18 protein-coding genes are annotated in these 19,020 nt (G+C 64.6%); 10 read left to right on the forward strand and 8 right to left on the reverse strand.

Annotation, left to right across the window (positions count from 1 at the left end; all coding sequences use genetic code 11):
* Positions 1-59: 59 nt before the first annotated feature.
* Positions 60-1,979 carry a molecular chaperone DnaK gene (dnaK, locus tag FME97_RS10050; protein WP_141429511.1) on the forward strand — a complete coding sequence of 640 codons (1,920 nt, stop codon included), beginning with the start codon at positions 60-62 and terminating at the stop codon, positions 1,977-1,979.
* Between the two features lie 382 nt (positions 1,980-2,361).
* On the opposite strand, the gene FME97_RS10055 is transcribed toward dnaK, so the two are convergent.
* Positions 2,362-3,666 (reverse strand): alpha-L-fucosidase, encoded by a 1,305-nt coding sequence (locus FME97_RS10055; RefSeq protein ID WP_141429512.1) that lies wholly within the window; start codon positions 3,664-3,666, stop codon positions 2,362-2,364.
* Between the two features lie 124 nt (positions 3,667-3,790).
* On the reverse strand, positions 3,791-4,669 hold the full coding sequence (locus tag FME97_RS10060) for a DMT family transporter (RefSeq protein WP_141429513.1): 879 nt from the start codon (positions 4,667-4,669) through the stop codon (positions 3,791-3,793).
* A gap of 124 nt (positions 4,670-4,793) precedes the next feature.
* On the opposite strand from FME97_RS10060, the gene secDF reads away from it, so the two are divergent.
* The 9 genes from secDF to FME97_RS10110 all read left to right on the forward strand — a co-directional run bounded on the left by secDF (position 4,794) and on the right by FME97_RS10110 (position 13,919).
* Complete coding sequence (gene secDF / locus FME97_RS10065) at positions 4,794-7,817, forward strand: protein translocase subunit SecDF (protein ID WP_141429514.1); 3,024 nt, start codon at positions 4,794-4,796, stop codon at positions 7,815-7,817.
* 207 nt (positions 7,818-8,024) lie between these two features.
* Positions 8,025-8,420, forward strand: a complete 396-nt coding sequence (locus FME97_RS10070) for a hypothetical protein (RefSeq protein ID WP_141429515.1) — start codon at positions 8,025-8,027, stop codon at positions 8,418-8,420.
* 7 nt (positions 8,421-8,427) lie between these two features.
* Positions 8,428-9,018: a dephospho-CoA kinase gene (coaE, locus tag FME97_RS10075; RefSeq protein ID WP_141430013.1), complete on the forward strand. Its 591-nt coding sequence runs from the start codon at positions 8,428-8,430 to the stop codon at positions 9,016-9,018.
* Positions 8,999-9,841 carry a dihydropteroate synthase gene (gene folP, locus FME97_RS10080; protein ID WP_458574550.1) on the forward strand — a complete coding sequence of 281 codons (843 nt, stop codon included), beginning with the start codon at positions 8,999-9,001 and terminating at the stop codon, positions 9,839-9,841. Before coaE ends, folP begins: the two co-directional genes overlap by 20 nt.
* Positions 9,838-10,488: an ABC transporter ATP-binding protein gene (locus FME97_RS10085; protein WP_141429516.1), complete on the forward strand. Its 651-nt coding sequence runs from the start codon at positions 9,838-9,840 to the stop codon at positions 10,486-10,488. Before folP ends, FME97_RS10085 begins: the two co-directional genes overlap by 4 nt.
* The gene (locus tag FME97_RS10090) at positions 10,472-11,257 is read left to right on the forward strand and encodes a TIGR02757 family protein (RefSeq protein ID WP_141429517.1); all 786 of its coding nucleotides are present in this window, start codon (positions 10,472-10,474) and stop codon (positions 11,255-11,257) included. Before FME97_RS10085 ends, FME97_RS10090 begins: the two co-directional genes overlap by 17 nt.
* 3 nt (positions 11,258-11,260) lie before the next feature.
* Complete coding sequence (locus tag FME97_RS12595) at positions 11,261-12,145, forward strand: tRNA1(Val) (adenine(37)-N6)-methyltransferase (RefSeq protein ID WP_232522866.1); 885 nt, start codon at positions 11,261-11,263, stop codon at positions 12,143-12,145.
* 52 nt (positions 12,146-12,197) lie between these two features.
* Positions 12,198-13,091, forward strand: a complete 894-nt coding sequence (locus tag FME97_RS10105) for a DUF4831 family protein (protein ID WP_141429518.1) — start codon at positions 12,198-12,200, stop codon at positions 13,089-13,091.
* 9 nt (positions 13,092-13,100) lie between these two features.
* A complete protein-coding gene (locus tag FME97_RS10110) occupies positions 13,101-13,919 on the forward strand; it encodes a DNA alkylation repair protein (protein WP_141429519.1) in 819 nt (272 codons plus the stop codon).
* Here the strand turns inward: FME97_RS10110 and FME97_RS10115 are convergent.
* The 6 genes from FME97_RS10115 to rseP all read right to left on the reverse strand — a co-directional run bounded on the left by FME97_RS10115 (position 13,913) and on the right by rseP (position 19,014).
* Positions 13,913-14,239 (reverse strand): thioredoxin family protein, encoded by a 327-nt coding sequence (locus FME97_RS10115; RefSeq protein ID WP_141429520.1) that lies wholly within the window; start codon positions 14,237-14,239, stop codon positions 13,913-13,915. The genes FME97_RS10110 and FME97_RS10115 overlap by 7 nt on opposite strands.
* Before the next feature lie 68 nt (positions 14,240-14,307).
* Positions 14,308-15,675, reverse strand: coding sequence for a DNA repair protein RadA (gene radA / locus FME97_RS10120; RefSeq protein ID WP_141429521.1), 1,368 nt, complete (start codon positions 15,673-15,675; stop codon positions 14,308-14,310).
* Between the two features lie 5 nt (positions 15,676-15,680).
* Positions 15,681-16,391, reverse strand: a complete 711-nt coding sequence (locus FME97_RS10125) for a hypothetical protein (RefSeq protein WP_232522868.1) — start codon at positions 16,389-16,391, stop codon at positions 15,681-15,683.
* A gap of 13 nt (positions 16,392-16,404) precedes the next feature.
* Complete coding sequence (locus FME97_RS10130) at positions 16,405-17,082, reverse strand: lactate utilization protein (RefSeq protein ID WP_141429522.1); 678 nt, start codon at positions 17,080-17,082, stop codon at positions 16,405-16,407.
* Positions 17,083-17,126: 44 nt separating this feature from the next.
* Complete coding sequence (locus FME97_RS10135) at positions 17,127-17,681, reverse strand: sugar O-acetyltransferase (RefSeq protein WP_141429523.1); 555 nt, start codon at positions 17,679-17,681, stop codon at positions 17,127-17,129.
* A 10-nt stretch (positions 17,682-17,691) separates the two neighbouring features.
* The gene (rseP, locus tag FME97_RS10140) at positions 17,692-19,014 is read right to left on the reverse strand and encodes an RIP metalloprotease RseP (protein ID WP_141429524.1); all 1,323 of its coding nucleotides are present in this window, start codon (positions 19,012-19,014) and stop codon (positions 17,692-17,694) included.
* Positions 19,015-19,020: the final 6 nt, after the last annotated feature.

The following is a 19,020-nucleotide window of genomic DNA, read 5'->3' on the forward strand; positions in this document are numbered from 1 at the left end:
AAGGCCGGAAACCGCAGGCACGGAAAAGACGGAAAAACAATTAAAACATATTTACGATTATGGCAAAGATTATTGGTATTGATTTAGGAACTACGAACTCCTGCGTGGCAGTGATGGAGGGCAACGAGCCCGTGGTCATCCCCAACTCGGAGGGACACCGCACGACCCCTTCGGTCGTGGCGTTCACCGCCGACGGCGAGCGCAAGGTCGGCGATCCGGCGAAGCGTCAGGCCATTACGAATCCCAAGCGCACGGTCTTCTCGATCAAGCGTTTCATGGGCGAGACCTACGACAAGGTGACTGCCGACATCGCGCGCGCTCCCTATTCGATCGTCCGGGGCGACAACAACACGCCGCGCGTCGATATCGACGGACGCCTCTATACGCCGCAGGAGATCTCGGCCATCATTTTGCAGAAGATGAAGAAGACGGCCGAGGACTATCTGGGCCAGGAGGTCACGGAGGCCGTCATCACCGTTCCGGCCTATTTCTCCGATTCGCAGCGCCAGGCCACGAAGGAGGCGGGCGAGATCGCGGGCCTCAAGGTGCGCCGTATCATCAACGAGCCTACGGCCGCCGCGCTGGCTTACGGTCTGGACAAGAAGCAGAACGACATGAAGATCGCCGTGTACGACCTGGGCGGCGGTACGTTCGATATTTCGATTCTGGAGCTGGGCGACGGTGTCTTCGAGGTGAAGTCCACCAACGGCGACACGCACCTGGGAGGCGACGACTTCGACCACGTGCTGATCGACTACATGGCCGAGGCCTTCAAGGCCGAGCACGGCATCGACCTGCGTGAGGATGCAATGGCCCTGCAGCGTCTGAAGGAGGCTGCCGAGAAGGCGAAGATCGAACTTTCGTCCTCGACCACGACGGAGATCAACCTGCCCTACATCATGCCGGTGAACGGCATTCCGCAGCACCTCGTGATGACGCTGACGCGCGCCAAGTTCGAGCAGTTGTGCGACCATCTGATCCGCAAGACCGTCGAGCCGTGCAAGCTGGCGCTGCGCGACGCGGGCCTCGAGGCTTCGCAGATCGACGAGGTGATTCTCGTGGGCGGTTCGACGCGTATTCCCGCCATCCAGAAGATCGTGCAGGAGTTCTTCGGCAAGGCTCCCAACAAGTCGGTGAACCCCGACGAGGTCGTTGCCATCGGTGCGGCCATCCAGGGCGGCGTGCTGACGGGCGAGGTGAAGGACGTGCTGCTGCTCGACGTCACGCCGCTGTCGCTGGGCATCGAGACGCTGGGCGGCGTGATGACCAAACTCATCGACGCCAACACGACGATCCCGACGCGCAAGTCGGAGGTCTTCTCGACGGCCGCCGACAACCAGCCTTCGGTGGAGATCAACGTCTGCCAGGGCGAACGTCCGCTGGCGCGCGACAACAAGTCGATCGGCCGCTTCCACCTCGACGGCATTCCGGCCGCGCCGCGCGGCGTGCCGCAGATCGAGGTGACGTTCGACATCGACGCCAACGGCATCCTGAACGTCTCGGCCAAGGACAAGGGCACGGGCAAGGAGCAGAAGATCCGTATCGAGGCTTCGTCGGGTCTGACCGAGCAGGAGATCCAGCGCATGCGCGACGAGGCGAAGGCCAACGAGGCGAAGGACAAGGCCGAGAAGGAGCGTATCGACAAGATCAACGCCGCCGACTCGAACATCTTCGCCACCGAGAAGCAGCTCAAGGAGTACGGCGACAAGCTGCCGGCCGACAAGAAGACCGCTATCGAGACGGCGCTCGGCAAGCTGAAGGAGGCGCACAAGAACGCCGACGTGGCTGCCATCGACACGGCCATCGCCGAGCTGAACGCCGCATGGCAGGCCGCTTCGCAGGACATCTACGCGCAGCAGCAGGCCCAGGGGGCGCAGCAGAACGCCGGAGCCGGCCAGCAGTCGCAGGCCGATGCGGGCGGCGCCCGGTCCGAGGGCGGCTCGCAGCCCGAGGACGTCGAGTTCGAGGAGGTGAAGTAACGCACCGGCTTCCGGCCCGGGCGGCGATCGCGGAACGGGTCGGTATCCGAAAACGAAAGCGGGGAAGTGGACATCCACTTCCCCGCTTTTTTCGTCTTCTCTCGATTTGCTGGCCCGGCTTTTTGGACGCGGAATATATCGTATGCCCGGCGAGGGTATCCCGGACACCGTGCACCCCCTCCCGGATTTTCCGGCCGTTTCCGGATTGTCCGATCCTTTCCGGACTGTCCCGTATTCCCGGCGAGAGCTTGCAGGATTGCAGCATCGCATGTTCGGTCGGGTCCTGCCGGGCCTTGTCCGGTCCTGTCGGGGCTATCAGGCCTTGTCGGGTCTTGTCCGGTCAGAACGGCGGACCGCTCCGCCGTGCGGGCGGGTTCCCGGCCTATTTCCCCATCGTCAGTTCGACGATGTGATCCGGTCCTGCCGGACGTTCGCCCAGACGGAGCGTCACGCCCTCCTCGTCCTGCCGGAACTCCAGCCTGCGGCCGTCGGCGAAGGCTTTCGCTTCGCGCACCCGTTCTCCGCGGATGGGCACGAACAGCTCCGCGTCGGGCCAGTCGAGCACGTGGACGTAGATCTTGTCGCCCCGGCGGGTCGTGACGCCCCATGCGCGCGGCGTCACGGGCCCGGCCTGCGTGCCGTAGATCGTCTCGCCGTTCTTCCGCAGCCAGGCGCCGATTCCCGCGAGGCGTTCCAAAGCCGCCGCGGGCAGCGCCCCGTCGGGCTGCGGGCCGATATTGAGCAGCAGGTTCCCTCCGCGTCCCGCAGCCCCCGCGAGGTAGCGGACGAGTTCGTCCGTCGGTTTGTAGCTCCGGTCCGTGATCCGGTATCCCCACGAGCCGTTCATCGTCTGGCATGTTTCGAGCGGCAGGCGGCTCACGGCCTGCCCCGAGAGTCCCGCCGTGTTCTCGCCCGGCAGGTCGCGTTCGAAGGTCTGCACGTCCTCGCCCTCGAACGGCGTGAGGTGGTGGTTGTTCACCACCAGGCAGGCCGGTTGCAGCGTGTGAATCAGTTCGTACAGTTCGTCCAGGCGCCAGTCGAACCCGGGATTTTCGTCCTGGTCCCATACGCCGTCGAACCAGATCGCCCCCACCGGGCCGTATTGCGTGAGCAGCTCGGTGAGCTGCGCCTTCATGAAGTCGAAATAGGCCTCCACATCCTCCTTTTCGGCCGGACGTCCCGTGCCGCGCCCCGTGCGGCCGCGCGGCGCATCCTCCCGCCACCAGTCGATGAGCGAATAGTAGAAGTGGATGCCCAGACCCTGCCGGCGGCACTCTTCGGCCAGCTCCTTCACCACGTCGCGTCCGAACGGCGTGGCGTCCGCGACGTTGTAGGGCGACTGCGCCGTGCGGAACATCGAGAATCCGTCATGGTGGCGCGTCGTGAAGCAGACGTAGCGGGCTCCTGCCTCGCGGAAGGCCGTCACCCACGCCTTCGCGTCGAATGCCGCCGGACAGAACGCCCCGGCGAGCTTCTCGTATTCGCGGTAGTCGATGTCCTGGTTGGTCATCACCCATTCGCCCTGTCCGAGCAGGGCGTAGAGACCCCAGTGGAGGAAAATGCCGAACCTACCGTCGGCGAATCGTTGCCGTGCGGCGAGGTTCTCGGGCGACGGCTCGTAGGCGGGTTGTGCGGACGCGTTCGCGGCGAACAGCGCGGTGCAGCAGCAAAGCAGCAGTTTTTTCATGGCGTTTTTCGGGTTGAGGTTTCCAAATATAGTGAAAATTTCCGGAATTTCCGCATGCCGCCTCCGGCGGCTTCTTGCTAACCGGTCCGTCGTTTGCTGCGGACCGGAAAGTCCCGCGATCGGCTCACCGTCGCTCCGCGTGCCACATGCCGCAGAGGATCATCGCCGCACCCGCGAGAGCCGGCGCCGTGATGCGCTCGCCGATGCAGAGCGCCGCCGTGAGCATCGTCACCAGCGGGTTGAAGAAGATGTAGTTGGTCGCCCGGACGGCTCCCAGCCGGCGCATCACGGCGTTCCAGAGGGCGTAGCAGAATCCCGAGGCCACGACGCCCAGGAACAGCAGGTTGGCCCATACGACGGGGCGCGCGAGCAGCTCCCCGGTCGCGGCGAACGGGCGGAATGCGAAGACCGGCAGGATCGTCGCCATGCCGTAGAAGAAGACCTTCCGGGCGATGAATGACGCCGGATAACGCGCCCCCAGCCGTTTGATGACCAGCGAATAGCCCATCCACGACAGCGCGGCGGCCAGTGCCAGCAGGTCGCCCGCCGGCGAGATGTGCAGCACGAAACGTCCGTTGAGCACCACCAGCGCCATGCCAGCCGCCGCCAGCGCGGCTCCGGCGGCCTGACGCCGCGTCATGCGTTCGCCGCGGTCGGCGCGTCCGGCCGCGAGGGCCGTCCAGACGGGCGCCGTGCAGACCAGCAGCGAAACGTTCGACGCCGGGGCGTACTCCAGCGCGACGTTCTCCAGCAGGAAATAGAGCGATCCGCCGCAGACGCCCGCCGCGGCGAACGCCGCCTCGTCGCGCCGGTTTTCCGCCCGGAGCCGGCGGGGCGCCAGCGGCAGGATGCAGAGGTATCCCAACGCGAAACGCATGAGGAAAATCTCCGCCGGGGTGAGTCCCGCGGCGATCAGCGCCTTGGTCGAAACGAACGTTGCGCCCCATACCGAGACGGTGAAGAGCGCCGCCAAATGGTATCTGTATTCGGACAAACGTGCCATACGGCTCCAAAAATAGAGATTTTTCAGCCGGGATACATATTTTCCATTCTTTTTTTTTATCTTTGCGTGCTATTGTGCGTAATGACTGAATAACAACAAATAATAACAAATTTTTTTCAAGCAGATGCAAAGTAAAGGTTTTATTAAACTCATCGCGGTGCTGCTGGCGCTCGCGTGCGTTTATCAACTCTCGTTTACGTTCAAGACACGTAGCGTGGAGAAGAAAGCGGCCGAGTACGCCGCGCAGTTCCCGCTCGAGGAACAGCCCGGGGCCGAGCAGCACTATCTCGACTCGGTGCAGAACCTGCCGGTCTATAACATGGGGCTGCGCAAGTTCACCTACAAGGAGTGCAAGGAGAAGGAGCTGAATCTGGGTCTGGACCTGAAGGGCGGCATGAACGTCATGCTGGAGGTGCAGGTCGAGGACGTCGTGAAGGCCCTCGCCGGTGACAGCCAGAACGATCCGGCCTTCGTCGAGGCCATCGCCGAGGCCAACGAGGCCATGAAGCAGGGCTCCTCGAACGACTATATCGCCGATTTCGTCAAGGCCTACGAGCGCCTCTCGGGCGGGCGGCCGATCGCCGGGATCTTCGTCAGCCCCGACCGCAAGGACATCACGCTCGAGAGCTCCGACGCCGACGTGGAGAAGATCCTCAAGCGCGAGACCGAAGCCGCCATCGCCGCTTCGTTCAACGTGCTCCGCAGCCGTATCGACCACTTCGGCGTGACGCAGCCCAACATCATGCGTCTGCCCAACTCGCACCGCATTCTGGTCGAGCTGCCGGGCGTGAAGGAGCCGCAGCGCGTCCGCGACCTGTTGCAGGGAACCGCCTCGCTCGAGTTCTGGACCACCTACGACGCCCGCGAGGTGCTGCCGATTCTGGTTTCGGCCGACAAGTTCATCCGTTCCGAGCAGTCCGCTCAGCCTGCTGCCGGGGAGGCGGAGGTTTCGGCGGAGGCCGCTTCGACGGCTCCCGCCGCCGGTGAGACTTCGGGTCTGATCGCCGAGGTGGGCGCCGATTCCGCGTCGGTGGCCGAGTCGGCCCGCACGGGCAACTACGACCGTGAGGAGAATCCGCTCTTCGCCGTGCTCGACCCGTCGTTCGCCGGCGGAGCCGCCATCGGCGCCGCCTACAAGGCCGACATGGCCGCCGTGAACGCCTACCTGGCCCAGCCTGCCGTGCGCGAGCTCTTCCCGGCCGACATCCTTTTCAAGTGGGGCGTCAAGGGCGACGACCATATCGACGGCCGCTATTACCTCTACGCCATCCGCGTCTCCACTCCCGACGGCAAGGCTCCGCTCGACGGTTCGGTCGTCACGGAGGCTACCGAGCAGTACGCCCAGCGCGGCGCCACGGCCGAAGTCTCGATGACGATGAACGCCGAGGGTACGCAGGAGTGGGCGCGCATGACGGGCGAGAACATCGGCAAGTGCATCGCCATCGTGCTCGACGGCTACGTCTATTCGGCGCCCCGTGTGAACGGCAAGATCGACAAGGGCCAGTCCTCGATCACGGGCGATTTCACGATTCAGGAGGCCAAGGACCTGGCCAACGTGCTCAACTCGGGCAAGGTCCCCGCTCCCGCGAAGATCATTCAGGATACGGTCGTCGGTCCTTCGCTGGGCCAGGAGTCGATCAACGCCGGTATGCTTTCGTTCGTGATCGCCTTCATCCTCGTACTCCTCTACATGGGCCTCTTCTATAAGACGGCGGGCTGGATGGCCGACATCGCGCTGTTGACCAACGTCTTCCTGCTGATGGGCGTGCTCGTGTCGTTCGGCGCCGTGCTGACCCTTCCGGGTATCGCCGGTATCGTGCTGACGATGGGTATGGCCGTCGATGCCAACGTCATCATCTACGAACGCATCAAGGAGGAGCTCCGCGGCGGCAAGGGCATTTCGCTGGCCATCAAGGACGGTTTCTCGAAGGCCTACTCGGCCATCATCGACGGTCAGCTGACCACCATCATCACGGGTATCGTCCTCTTCGTCTTCGGTACGGGTCCCGTGCAGGGCTTCGCTACGACGCTCATCATCGGTATCGTCACCTCGGTCTTCTGCGCCATCTTCATCACGCGCCTGATGATCGAGTGGATCGTTGCGAAATGGGGTTCCATTTCGTTCTCCTACAAGTGGTCCGAGGCGTTCCTCAGCAACACGCACGTCGATTTCATCGGCAAGCGCAAGGTCGCCTACGTACTGGCCGTGGCGCTGATGGCGCTCTCGTGCGTTTCGTTCGCCGTCCGCGGACTGAACCTCGGAGCCGAGTTCACCGGCGGCCGCGCCTACGTGGTCCGCTTCGACAAGCCCGTATCGGCCGAGGATGTCCGCGAGAACCTCGACAAGGCCTTCTCCCGGATCGCCGACGCCGACGCTTCGTCCGTGAGCTTCGAGGTGAAGCAGTACGGCAACGAGAACCAGATGCGCATCGTGACGCAGTACCGTTACGACGACACGTCGGACGAGGCTACGGCCGAGGTCGAGAAGATCGTCTATGACGCGTTGAGCCCGCTCTACTCCTATGCCATCACCTTCGAACAGTTCCGCAACACGCAGACCGACCTGAACGGTATTCTCACCGCCGACAAGATCGGTCCTTCGATCGCTCAGGACATGACGTGGAACGCCATCTACTCGGTGCTCTTCTCGCTCATCGCCATCGGTCTCTACATCACCTTCCGCTTCAAGCGCTGGCAGTGGGCTACGGGAGCCACGGCCGCACTGGCGTTCAACGCCCTGCTCATCATCGGTATCTTCTCGATGTTCTACGGGCTGCTGCCCTTCAACCTCGAGGTGAACCAGGCCTTCATCGCCGCCATTCTGACCATCATCGGTTACGCCATCAACGACACGGTGGTGGTCTTCGACCGAATCCGCGAGTATCTGGGCCTCTACCCGAAGCGCAATCTCAAGGAGCTGGTGAACGGCGCCATCAACTCGACGCTGTCGCGTACGATCAACACTTCGGGCACGACGCTCGTGACGCTGCTGGCGATCTTCTTCTTCGGCGGCGAGACGATCCGCGGCTTCATCTTCGCGCTCATCATCGGCGTCGTGGTCGGTACGGCCGCCACGATCTTCATCGCCACGCCGATCGCCTACGATCTGATGATCCGGCGCGCCGCGAAGGCCGGCGAGGAGAAATAATCCCCGCGTATATCTGATTTTATAAATAGCGAAAGGACCGTATCTCCGCGATACGGTCCTTTTTCGTCGGGCGGCGGCAAATAAATTTGGCGTTGCGCGCATCTTGCCTTATCTTTGCATATCGGATCGCTTTTCGGCCGTAGGGCCGCATCCCGCCACGGGTTGCGGCGCCTTCGATGCCGGAGTGGCTATTTTTTTGTAGGACACATGGAAAATCTGCTGAAGTGGATGCGCCGCTACGTCTCGCCGGTCTTTCTGGCGCTGCTCGTCGCCTCGTTCATCTTGTGGTATCTGGCCAAACTGACTTATATGTATACCACCGAACAGACCATCCGGCTGAGCATCGACGGCCAGCCCGTCGAAATTACCTGCGTGGTCGAAGGGGTGGGGACCAACCTGTTCGGTTACAGGGTCTATATGAACAAGACGCTGCGCATTCCCCTCGCCGAGCTCAAGACGCGCCGGGCGACCGGGGAGGGCCACGAGGGCAAGCTCGTCATCGACCCGCAGTCGTTGCAGCACGCGATTTCGGTGCGCTTCAGCGACATCAAGATCATCTCCATCGGTGCGATCCCCGAGATCGACGACCCCGTAAAGGAGTGACGCCATGATGAAGGTCGGAATCACGGGCGGCATCGGCAGCGGCAAAAGCACCGTCTGCCGTTTGTTCACGGCGCGGGGTGTCGCGGTCTATGACTCCGATACCGAGGCCCGGCGGCTGATGACCGGTTCCGCGGAGTTGCGGCAGGCGATCGCGGCGCGCTTCGGCGCCGACATCTACCGCGGCGGTGCGCTCGACCGCGCCCGTCTGGCCGGGATGGTCTTCTCCGACGGGGCGGCGCTGACCGATCTCAATGCGCTGGTGCATCCCGCCGTCGTGGCCGATTTCGCCGCCTGGGCCGAACGGCAGGCGGGTGATTACGTGATTCTGGAGAGCGCCATCCTCTTCGAGGCCGGACTGCGTGGGGCGGTCGATCGCACGGTCGCCGTGCTGGCCCCGCTGGAACTCCGTATCGAACGCACCTGCCGCCGCGACGGTTGCGACGCCGAAGCCGTCCGCCGCCGGATCGCGGCCCAGGCCGACGACGACACGCTCTGCGCCGCAGCCGATTTCACCCTTGTCAATATCCTCGAAGAGGAGCTCGAACCCGCCGTGGCGGCCCTCGACCGCCGTTTCCGTTATGAAGCACAGCACCGTTGATCCGTTTCCGGCCACGCCGTGCGTGATGGCCATTCTGAATGTCACTCCCGACTCGTTCTACGCCGGGAGCCGGACCCCTTCGGCCGGAGAGGTCGAACGCCGTGTCCTCGAAGCCGTGGGGGAGGGCGCCTCGATCATCGACGTCGGGGGCTACTCCTCGCGTCCCGGGGCCGACGAGGTTCCGCCCGACGAGGAGTGGCGGCGCGTGGCGCTGGGCGTGGAGGCCGTGCGGCGGCTGGCTCCCGATACGGCCGTTTCGGTCGATACGTTCCGCAGCGGCATCGCCGCCCGGGCCATCGAGACCTTCGGTCCGCTGATGATAAACGACATTTCGGCCGGCGAGCTGGACCCTGCCATGTTCGCCGTCGCCGCCCGTTACGACGTGCCCTATGTCGCCATGCACATGAAGGGCGACCCGCAGACGATGCAGTCGCTCACCGACTACCGCCGGGACATCGTTTCCGAGGTGGTCGCCTATTTCCGCCGCCGTGTCGAACGGATGCTCGCCGCCGGTATCCGCCGCGAACGGATCGTCCTCGATCCCGGTTTCGGATTCGCCAAGACCGCGGAGCAGAACTACCGCTTGCTCGCCGGGCTGCACGAGCTCTGTGCGCTGGGCTACCCGGTACTCGCGGGGCTTTCGCGCAAGTCGATGATCTATAAGGTGCTCGGCACGACGCCCGCCTGTTCGCTCGCCGGGTCGGTCGCGCTGGGATGGGAGTGCCTGCGCCAGGGTGCGGCGATTCTCCGCGTGCACGACGTGCGCGAGGCCGTCGATACGGTGCGGCTTTTCGGAATGTACGAACGACAGGTTTCGCTATGATACGACTTACAGACATACGCAAACGCTTCGGCGAGCTGGAGGTGCTCAAGGGCGTCTCGCTCGGGGTCCGGCAGGGCGAGGTGGTCTCCGTCGTCGGAGCCAGCGGCGCCGGCAAGACGACGCTCCTGCAAATCATGGGCACGCTTTCGCGTCCCGACGCGGGCCGGGTGGAGATCGGCGGCGAAGACCCCTTCGCGCTGGGCGACAAGGCGCTGTCGCGTTTCCGCAACGACCGCATCGGCTTCGTTTTCCAGTTCCACCACCTGCTGCCCGAGTTCTCGGCCTTCGAGAATGTCTGCATTCCGGGGCTGATCGGCCGGCGGCCCCGCGCCGAGGTCGAGCGCCGTGCCGCGGAGCTGCTCGCGCTGGTGGGTCTCACCGCCCGCCGCGACCACAAGCCCGGCCAGTTGTCGGGCGGCGAGCAGCAGCGCGTGGCCATCGCCCGGGCCATCGTCAATGCGCCTGCCGTGCTGCTGGCCGACGAGCCTTCGGGCAACCTCGACACCCGCAACCGCGAAGAGATCCACCGTCTGTTCTTCGACCTGCGCGACGAGCTGGGGCAGACCGTGGTGATCGTCACCCACGACGAGCGCCTCGCCGCGATGGCCGACCGGAAAATCACCATGTCCGATGGCCGGATTATCTGATCGCGGGGCATTGCGCGAGCTGCTCGAGCGGCTCCACGACCGGTACAACCGCCCGGAGTTCATTCCGGACGACCCCGTCGCCGTGCCGCACCGCTACACGGGCCGTGCCGACCGGGAGATCGCCGGCTTCTTCGCCGCCACCATCGCCTGGGGCAGCCGTCCCACGATCGTCCGTAACGGCCACCGCCTGATGCGCTACATGGACGATGCTCCGGCCGATTTCGTGCGCAACGCCTCGGAGCGCGAGCTGGCGGGACTCGGCGCCTTCGTCCACCGCACCTTCAACGGGGGCGACGCCCGCGATTTCGTGCTGGCCCTGCGCCGCATCGAAACGCTCTACGGCGGCATCGGGGCCTTTTTCGAGAGCCGCTACGCCGCCGTGGGCGACCTTCCGGCGGTCTTCGCCGATTTCCGCCGCGAATTTTTCGCCGCCGACCATGCGCCGCGCTGCGAGAAACACCTCTCTTCCGTCGAGCGCGGCGCGGCGTGCAAACGCTTGTGCATGTACCTGCGGTGGATGGTCCGCCGCGACGACCGGGGCGTGGACTTCGGGGAGTGGCGCACCATTCCCGCTTCGGCCCTGCGGCTGCCGCTCGACGTCCATGCCGGCGACATGGCCCGCGCATTGGGGTTGCTCTCGCGCCGTCAGAACGACTGGCGAGCCGTCGAGGAGGTCACCGCCGCGCTCCGCACCTTCGATGCCGACGATCCCGTGCGGTACGATTTTTCGTTGTTCGGCGCCGGCATCGGCGGTTATCTGAAGGATTGATCCATGTTCCGTTTCAAGCAGTTTGCCGTGCGGCAGGACCGCTGCCCGATGAAGGTCGGCACGGACGGCGTGCTCCTCGGGGCCTGGGCCCCGGTGCTGCCTTCCGACCGCCGGGTACTCGACATCGGCACGGGCACGGGACTGATCGCCCTGATGATGGCCCAGCGCATGCCGCAGGCACGGATCGCGGGGGTGGACATCGACGACGTTTCGCAGGCCCGCGAGAATGCCGACGCCTCGCCGTGGGGGGCACGCCTCGAATTTCACCGCTGCCCCGTGCAGGAGTTCGCCGCCGGCGGGGCGTTCGATCTCATCGTCTCCAATCCGCCCTATTTCGTCGGTTCGCTCACCTGTCCCGATGCGGGCCGCACCGCCGCGCGTCATGCCGTCCATCTGCCTTTCGAGGCGCTGCGCGACGCCGTGCTGCGGCTGCTCGCTCCCGGAGGTCGTTTCGCGCTGATCCTTCCCTCATCCGAGGCCGAACGCTTCCTCGCCGTTTGCCGGGACGCCCTGACCCTCGTGCATCGTACCGACGTGCGCACCACGCCGCGTCGCGAAGCGAAGCGCGCCCTGCTCTGCCTGACCCGCCCGGCCGGGGCTCCGCTTCTTCTCCGGCAACTGACGGCCGGAGCTTCCGCTTTGGCCGGTCCCGCCGTTTCGGCCGGGGCTTCCGCTTCCGCCCCTTCCGGTCTTGTCGCTTCCGTCGTTTCTCCCTTGAACGTTCCCGGTGCTGCCGTCGCCGTCCCGGCCGTTTCCGCAGCCCTGCCGGAGGAGACCGGGCGGCCCGTCGTCCCGCTGCGCGACGAACTGGTGGTCGGCACGGGCGGACACGAATCCTATACTCCCGAATACCGGGCCCTTACGCGCGATTTTTACCTGAAATTTTGACGGCACGCGAAAAAAAGTTACATTTGTAGATGGTATCCAAACTTCGTGCACTATGAAATTCCGTCTTTTGACCCTGGCCCTGTTGTGTTGCGGCGCTGCCGCCACGGCCCAAAATCCCTATATCGCCCTCGAAGGCGCCGCCGAAAGCGCTGCGGGGATCGCCGTCAGCATGCCCCGTTCGGTGCTGGCCGTCGATCTTTCGGTCGAGTGCAGCACCGTCCTCTGCGGACCTTATGCCCGCTATGCGCAGAAATACCTCGGTGTGCGCGCTCCGCTGACCGACAAGACGACATGGAGCATCGCGGGGGCGCGGATCGCGCTGGCCGGCGATGACGCGTTCGGGGCAGCCGCACCCGCGGCCGATGCCTCCCGCGTCGTTTCCCATGCGGCTTCGGACGAGGCTTTCGCGGCCCTGCAACCCGACAAGACCTCGGCGACGGTCTATTCGCTCGAGGATGCCGCGCGCATGGCCGCCGAGCAGATTTTCTCCCTGCGCCGTCACCGCCTGGAACTGATTACGGGCGAAGCCGGCGAGAATGTCTTCGGCGAGGGGCTGAACGCCGCGCTGGCCGAGATCGAACGGCTCGAGCAGAGCTACCTGGAGCTGTTCCTCGGCAAGCAGATCGTTTCGACCCGGACGCAGCGCTACCTGGTCTATCCCTCCGCCGACCGGAAACAGTATGTCTTCTGCCGCTTCAGCCCGGCCGCCGGGCTGCTTCCCGAGAGCGATCTCTCGGGCGATATGGTGGTGTTGCAGATCGAGCCGTCGGGCGACACGGAGTGTCCGATCGAGGCCGGTCCGAAAGAGCAAGGTACGGTGAAGTGCCGCATGGCCGATCCTTCGACCTGCACGGTGATCGCCTCCGGCCGCGAATACGCCCGTGCCGTCGTGCCGCTGTTCGAATTCGGCCGCACGGTCCAGGTGGCTCTTCCGCGTCGCAGATAGCAGACGTATATGAACCATACCTCCCGCATGACGGCGCTGCTCGGCGAGTTGCGCCGTGAGCGCAACGGGGCCGTGGCCGATGCCATGCGCCTCGTCGGCGCGCCCTACGGGCTGAATTACGGCGTGAGCCTTCCGACGTTGCGCCGTTTGGCGCGTGCCGAAAAGCCCGATTACGCATTTGCGAAGTTCCTCTCGTTGCAGGATGTGCGCGAACTGCGCCTTGCGGCCTACCACATTGCCGATCCGGCCGGCCTTACGCCCGGCGAATTTCCGTTCTGGGCCTCCGGCATCGTCAATCACGAGCTGGCCGAGGAGGCCGCCTTCGCCCTGTTGCCGCGTATCGGAGACTTTCCCGCCCTGTTCCGGACGTGGACGGCGACCGATATGCCGTGGCCGTTGCAGTATGCAGCGCTGATGGCCGCTTCCCGCGTCGTGCCGCCCGACTCCGGGTGGGTCGATTCCGCCGTCGAAGCGGTCCGCAGGGCTGCCGCGGCCGCCGAAACCGTGCCGCCGGACGTTGCAGCTTCCGAAGGAGGCCTTGTTTCTGCCGCACCCGTTGCTGCCGTCGTTGCCGGGACCGGCCCCGCAGTGTCCGCCTCCCCGGAAAGCGGTTTTTCCGCGTCCGCAACCCCTTCCGCCGCCTGCTCCGTGTGCACTCCCGCCGCTGCACTCCTTGTCGCACAGGGGGCGGTGGCGCTGCTCGCGGCCGTCGGGTCCCGAAACGGGGAGAGCCGGCAGGCGGTGCTCCGCAAAGCCGGCTCTCTGGGCCGGCTCCGTGCCGAAGACTACGTCCACGAGGAGCTGGCCTGGCGGTTGGAAGTTCAGTGATGTACGGCGTGTTCGCGCTGTTCGATCGTGTCGAAAGCCTCCCTGAGTTCCCTGTAGCCTATGAGACCGCTTCGGCGCCAGAGCACTTCGCCGCGGCGGAAGATCACCAGAGTCGGAACCGAGGAGATGTTGTAACGCCGCACGATCTCCAGCATGTCGGGGTCGTCCACGTCGATCCGGTAAACGTCCGCACGACCGTTCATTTCCGTTTGGAATCTGTCGATTACGGGAACCATTGCCTGGCACGGTCCGCACCAGGTGGCGAAGAAGTCCGCGAGCGTCACCGCGTCCCTCCAGATGATTTTGTCGAAATCTTTCATAGTCGCTCCTTTCGGAAGAGGCGGCCGTTCGCCGCGTCCCCCGCGTTTTTCCGGGGGAGCAGCAAATTCTATTCCAGAAAGAGCGCCCGGGGCAACTGGTCGATGCTGTTTATCCGCACGATTTCGATGCCTCTGGGGTGTTTGGCTCCTTTGGCGAGGTATCCCGAGACGACGATCCGCCGGAATCCCAGCCGGGCGGCCTCGCTGATACGCTGTTCGGTGCGCGGGGCGGGGCGCACCTCGCCCGACAGCCCGATTTCGCCCGCGCAGCAGACGCCCTCTCCCACGGGACGGTCGTAGTAGGAGGAGATCACCGCCGCCACGACGGCCAGGTCCAGCCCCGGGTCGGCGACCTTGAACCCTCCGGCGAAGTTCAGGAAGACGTCCTTCTGGAACATCTTCATCCCGACGCGCTTTTCGAGCACCGCCAGCAGCATGTTCATCCGCCGCGTGTCGAATCCCGTGGCCGTGCGCTGGGGCGTGCCGTAGGCCGCGCCGCTCACCAGCGCCTGCACTTCGATCAGGTAGGGTCTCACGCCGTCGGCCGCAGCACCCACGGCGATGCCGCTCAGCGGCTCCTCGTAGTGCGTGAGCAGGATTTCCGACGGGTTGTCCACGCCCCGCAGTCCGGTGTCCAGCATTTCGAACACGCCGATTTCGAACGTCGCGCCGAAGCGGTTCTTGATGCCGCGCAGGATGCGGTATATGTTGTTGCTGTCGCCCTCGAATTGCAGGACGACGTCCACGATGTGTTCGAGGATCTTCGGTCCGGCGATGGTCCCGTCCTTGGTGATGTGGCCGATGATGACGATCGACGTGGCGGTCGATTTGGCGTATTTGAGCAGCGTCGCGGCGCATTCGCGGATCTGCGACACGCTTCCGGCCGACGAATCCATCAGCTCGGTGTAGATGGTCTGTATCGAGTCGATGACGACCAGGTCGGGCTTCTGCTCGGCGATTTGCGCCACGATGTTCTCCAGCAGCGTCTCGGGGTAGATCATGCACTCCTCGTTGCCGATCCCGAGCCGCATGGCGCGCATCTTGATCTGCTCGGCCGACTCCTCGCCCGAGACGTAGAGGGTCTTCAGCCCGTTCGCGGCCAGAGCTATCTGGAGCGAAAGGGTCGATTTGCCGATGCCCGGCTCGCCGCCCAGCAGCACGAGCGATCCGGGGACCATGCCGCCGCCCAGCACGCGGTTCACCTCGGCGTTGCCCAGATCGAGCCGCCGGTGTTCGCTCTCGCGGATGTCACGCACCCGCTGGGGTTTCGCCGCCGGCAGCGACCCTGCGGCGACGGCCGGTACGGAGCCGCTCTCGCGCGCCACGATCTCTTCCGCGAAGGTGTTCCATTCCCCGCACGAGGGACATTTCCCCAGCCATTTGGGGGCTTCGAATCCGCAGTTTTTGCAGAAGAAGGCTTTTTTTACCTTTGCCATCCTGTTCAGTATGCGTTTGCCGAGGTGTACTCCCTGCGCACGGCCCGCGTGATGCCGGCCGCGGGGTAGAGGGCCTGGTACTGTTCCGTGAGGTCCACCTCCAGCACGATTTTCCGCTCGCCCTCCTCGTCGGTGTACGATGCGGGCGAACATACGTAGTCCTCCTCGCCGAAGAGAACCTCGAACTGCTCCTTGCCCGGCTCCTTGCCGAACAGTCCCGTCACGGGTTCCGTGTCGGGCGCGGTCCTGATTTCGGCCCGTCCGCCGTTGTATTGCGAGAAGTGCAGCGTGTAGCCGCCTCCCGCCTGCACGGGGGCCGCCGACACGATCTCGGCCTCGATCTGCGCGACCAGCGGATTCTCCCCGCTGCCGCCGTCTTCTTCGCTGTCGCCTTCGTCGCCGCCGTCGTCCGGATTCCCGCCTCCGGCCGCTCCGGTTCCGTCGCTGTCCCCCGTCCCGGTATCATCGCCGGTTCCGGTATTGTCTCCGGTTCCGTCTTCGTTGCCGTCTCCGGTCTCTCCGCTGCCGGAGTTATCCCCGGAGCCGTCTCCCTCCTCTCCCGTGCCGGGATCGGAGTTTTCGGTCAGGGCGACGTCGGCTTCGACCCGGGTGACGGGGTAGCGGGCCGTGTAGAATACGCCGGTCCGGGATTCTCCGCACGCTGCCGTGAGCAGCGCCGCGCACAGGGCGCACAATAGATAGAACAGCCGTTTCATGCGTTTCTGTTTTTCATAATCCCCGGTCTTCGTCGATCAGCACCACCAGCACGCGCCCTGCCGGGTGGCAGCGCAGCATCTCCATCCGGGTATTGCAAATGCGGTCGGGGGAGTTGCAGTCCATGCAGACCCCGGTTTTGGCGCACGGTGTGCGGAATCCGGGGTGGCGGGCTATGTTTTGCGGCGCGGCGATGCGCCGGATGCGTTCTTCGGCCTCTCTGCGGTCGGCCACGATTTTGTTGCGTCCCGCCACGAGGAGCACCTTGCGGGGACCGAACGCCACCGGGGCGATGCGGTTGCCTACCATGTCGAGCCAATGGAGCGTGCCCTCTTCGGTCACGGCGTTGATTCCCGTTACGAAAAGGTCCGACAGCAGGGCCTGCCGCCGGATTTCGAGTCTTTCGGGCCGGGGCATCGAGGCGTCGAATCCGTCGAGCAGCCTCCACCGCCCGTCCCGGCGCAGCCATTCTACGATTCCCGTGTCGCGCATCGTCATTGAATCGCCGAACGATACGAGTTCCGGCATCTCGGCCTCGACCGCCGCGCGCAGCCTTTCGAACGCCTCCTGCGCGTCCTTCGTCACGACCGCTTCGAAGCCGTGGCGGCGCAGCGCTTCGGCGCAGCGTGCGAGCCGTGCCGTCTGGTCCGCCGTATCGTTTCGTTCCGTCTTTGTCGTCTGGTTCGTCTGCATCGTGTTTTGCTTTGTGTGTCGTCGTGTGAAACTTCCGTTTGTCCTCAGCGCAGCTTCCGCTTCACGACCGCCGGATTTCCCGCGGCCAGCGAGTCCTCGGGAATGTCGTGCACGACGACGCTCCCTGCGCCGATGATCGAGCGGGCGCCGATCCGGACGCCCGGGCAGACCGTGACGCCGGCTCCCAGCCAGCAGTCCTCGCCGATCGTGATCGGGAGGCCCGTTTCGACGGGTTTGCGGCGCTCTTCGAAGTCTATCGGATGCTGCGGCGTGCAGATACGGCAGCCGGGGCCGATGAGCGTGTGGTCGCCGACCGTGATGCCGCCGCAGTCGAGAAACGTGCAGCCGGCGTTGATAAAGACGCCTTCGCCCAATTGAATCCGATGACCGTGGTCGCAGTAGAACGGCGGCATGATCCGGGCAGTGGGATGGCGATGGGGGATTAGCGCTGAGAGCGCTTCGTCGTAGGCTTTGCCGTCGTCGAATGACACGGCGTTGAAATGTGCCTGGTTCACCCGCCTTCGGCGAAGGCTTTCTGCCACATCGGGCGCTGTGAAATCGAACGGCTCGCCTGCGAGCATCTTTTCCATTTCGGTCATGATGTCGTTCCTATTTGATGAAGAACCGGTATATGTCGTTGCCGTTGGCGTAGAGCAGCAGCATGAGCAGGACGATCATGCCGACGTACTGCGCCGCTTCGAGCACCTTGTCGCTCACCTTGCGTCCGGAGATCATTTCCCAGAAGGTGAACAGGGCGTGTCCGCCGTCCAGCCCCGGGATGGGCAGAATGTTCATCACCGCGAGGATGATCGACAGGAATGCGGTCTTCATCCAGAAATCCTGCCAGTCCCACGCCGCGGGGAAGATGCTCCCGATGGCGATGAATCCGCCCAGCTCCTCGTACATCTTCGTCTTGGGCTGCACGATCAGTTTCAGTTGTTCCCAGTAGGAGGAGATCACCTCTCCCGTTTTGCGGATGCCCGCCGGGATGGACTCCCGGAGGGTGTACTCCTGCGTGCGCGGGGTGTAGAGGTCCTGCCGCGGCGCGACGCCGATCAGCCCCTCCTCCGATACGGGCAGCGTCATGGTCAGCACCATGTCCCCTTCGCGCAGCGCCTCGATCCGCACCGAGTCCCCGGCGCGCGAGCGGATATACCGCTGGTAGTCGGGAAACTCCGCTCCGCGGAGGTCGTCCACGGCCAGGATTTCGTCGCCCTTCTTCAGGACCGCGGAGGCCGCCGCCGACACCGTGCTGTCCACGATGAACGGGAAGCGCAGGGCGAGGAATCCCTCGTAACCCTTTTTCTGCCGCATGGCGATCAGGTCGTCGAGCGGCAGGTTCAGCGTCACCGCCCGGCCGTCGCGCTCCACCTCCACGCGGCGGTCGTCCTCGGTGATGAGCAGCGAGGAGATGATCTCCTGCACGTTGTCCACCGGCCTCCCGTCGATCGAGAGGATGCGGTCTCCGTCGCGGAATCCCAGCTCGTGCCCCGCCTCGTTGAAGTCGTAGCCCCAGCGGGCGTCTTTGTTCGAGAAGTAGGTGTCGCCCCACGTGTAGCAGATGCCGCAGTAGATCGCCACGGCCAGCACGACGTTCATCACCACGCCGGCGATCATCACCAGGAAGCGCTGCCACGCGGGTTTGGCGCGGAATTCGTCCTGCTGCACGGGGCGTTTCATCTGCTCCTTGTCCATCGACTCGTCGATCATGCCGGCGATCTTGACGTAGCCGCCCAGCGGCAGCCACCCCAGTCCGTATTCGGTGTTTCCGCGTTTGAATTTGAAGAGCGAGAACCACGGGTCGAAGAAGATGTAGAACTTTTCGACGCGGATCCGGAACACGCGCGCCATGATGAAATGCCCCAGCTCGTGAATGCCCACGAGGATGGTGAAACAGAGGAAAAACTGAAGAATCTTGATTGCTATGTCCATTGTGCG

The organism is Alistipes dispar (assembly GCF_006542685.1).
GTDB lineage: Bacteria > Bacteroidota > Bacteroidia > Bacteroidales > Rikenellaceae > Alistipes > Alistipes dispar.

What these genes read in the sequence shown, in the direction of transcription:
- coaE (WP_141430013.1), top strand. Translation starts at nt 8,428, where the DNA reads ATGAAGGTCGGAATCACGGGCGGCATCGGCAGCGGCAAAAGCACCGTC.
- FME97_RS10110 (WP_141429519.1), top strand. Translation starts at nt 13,101, where the DNA reads ATGAACCATACCTCCCGCATGACGGCGCTGCTCGGCGAGTTGCGCCGT.
- FME97_RS10125 (WP_232522868.1), bottom strand. Translation starts at nt 16,391, where the DNA reads ATGAAACGGCTGTTCTATCTATTGTGCGCCCTGTGCGCGGCGCTGCTC.
- rseP (WP_141429524.1), bottom strand. Translation starts at nt 19,014, where the DNA reads ATGGACATAGCAATCAAGATTCTTCAGTTTTTCCTCTGTTTCACCATC.
- folP (WP_458574550.1), top strand. Translation starts at nt 8,999, where the DNA reads ATGAAGCACAGCACCGTTGATCCGTTTCCGGCCACGCCGTGCGTGATG.
- radA (WP_141429521.1), bottom strand. Translation starts at nt 15,675, where the DNA reads ATGGCAAAGGTAAAAAAAGCCTTCTTCTGCAAAAACTGCGGATTCGAA.
- FME97_RS10115 (WP_141429520.1), bottom strand. Translation starts at nt 14,239, where the DNA reads ATGAAAGATTTCGACAAAATCATCTGGAGGGACGCGGTGACGCTCGCG.
- FME97_RS10070 (WP_141429515.1), top strand. Translation starts at nt 8,025, where the DNA reads ATGGAAAATCTGCTGAAGTGGATGCGCCGCTACGTCTCGCCGGTCTTT.
- FME97_RS10055 (WP_141429512.1), bottom strand. Translation starts at nt 3,666, where the DNA reads ATGAAAAAACTGCTGCTTTGCTGCTGCACCGCGCTGTTCGCCGCGAAC.
- FME97_RS10130 (WP_141429522.1), bottom strand. Translation starts at nt 17,082, where the DNA reads ATGCAGACGAACCAGACGACAAAGACGGAACGAAACGATACGGCGGAC.
- dnaK (WP_141429511.1), top strand. Translation starts at nt 60, where the DNA reads ATGGCAAAGATTATTGGTATTGATTTAGGAACTACGAACTCCTGCGTG.
- FME97_RS10090 (WP_141429517.1), top strand. Translation starts at nt 10,472, where the DNA reads ATGGCCGGATTATCTGATCGCGGGGCATTGCGCGAGCTGCTCGAGCGG.
- FME97_RS10135 (WP_141429523.1), bottom strand. Translation starts at nt 17,681, where the DNA reads ATGACCGAAATGGAAAAGATGCTCGCAGGCGAGCCGTTCGATTTCACA.
- FME97_RS10060 (WP_141429513.1), bottom strand. Translation starts at nt 4,669, where the DNA reads ATGGCACGTTTGTCCGAATACAGATACCATTTGGCGGCGCTCTTCACC.
- secDF (WP_141429514.1), top strand. Translation starts at nt 4,794, where the DNA reads ATGCAAAGTAAAGGTTTTATTAAACTCATCGCGGTGCTGCTGGCGCTC.
- FME97_RS10105 (WP_141429518.1), top strand. Translation starts at nt 12,198, where the DNA reads ATGAAATTCCGTCTTTTGACCCTGGCCCTGTTGTGTTGCGGCGCTGCC.
- FME97_RS12595 (WP_232522866.1), top strand. Translation starts at nt 11,261, where the DNA reads ATGTTCCGTTTCAAGCAGTTTGCCGTGCGGCAGGACCGCTGCCCGATG.
- FME97_RS10085 (WP_141429516.1), top strand. Translation starts at nt 9,838, where the DNA reads ATGATACGACTTACAGACATACGCAAACGCTTCGGCGAGCTGGAGGTG.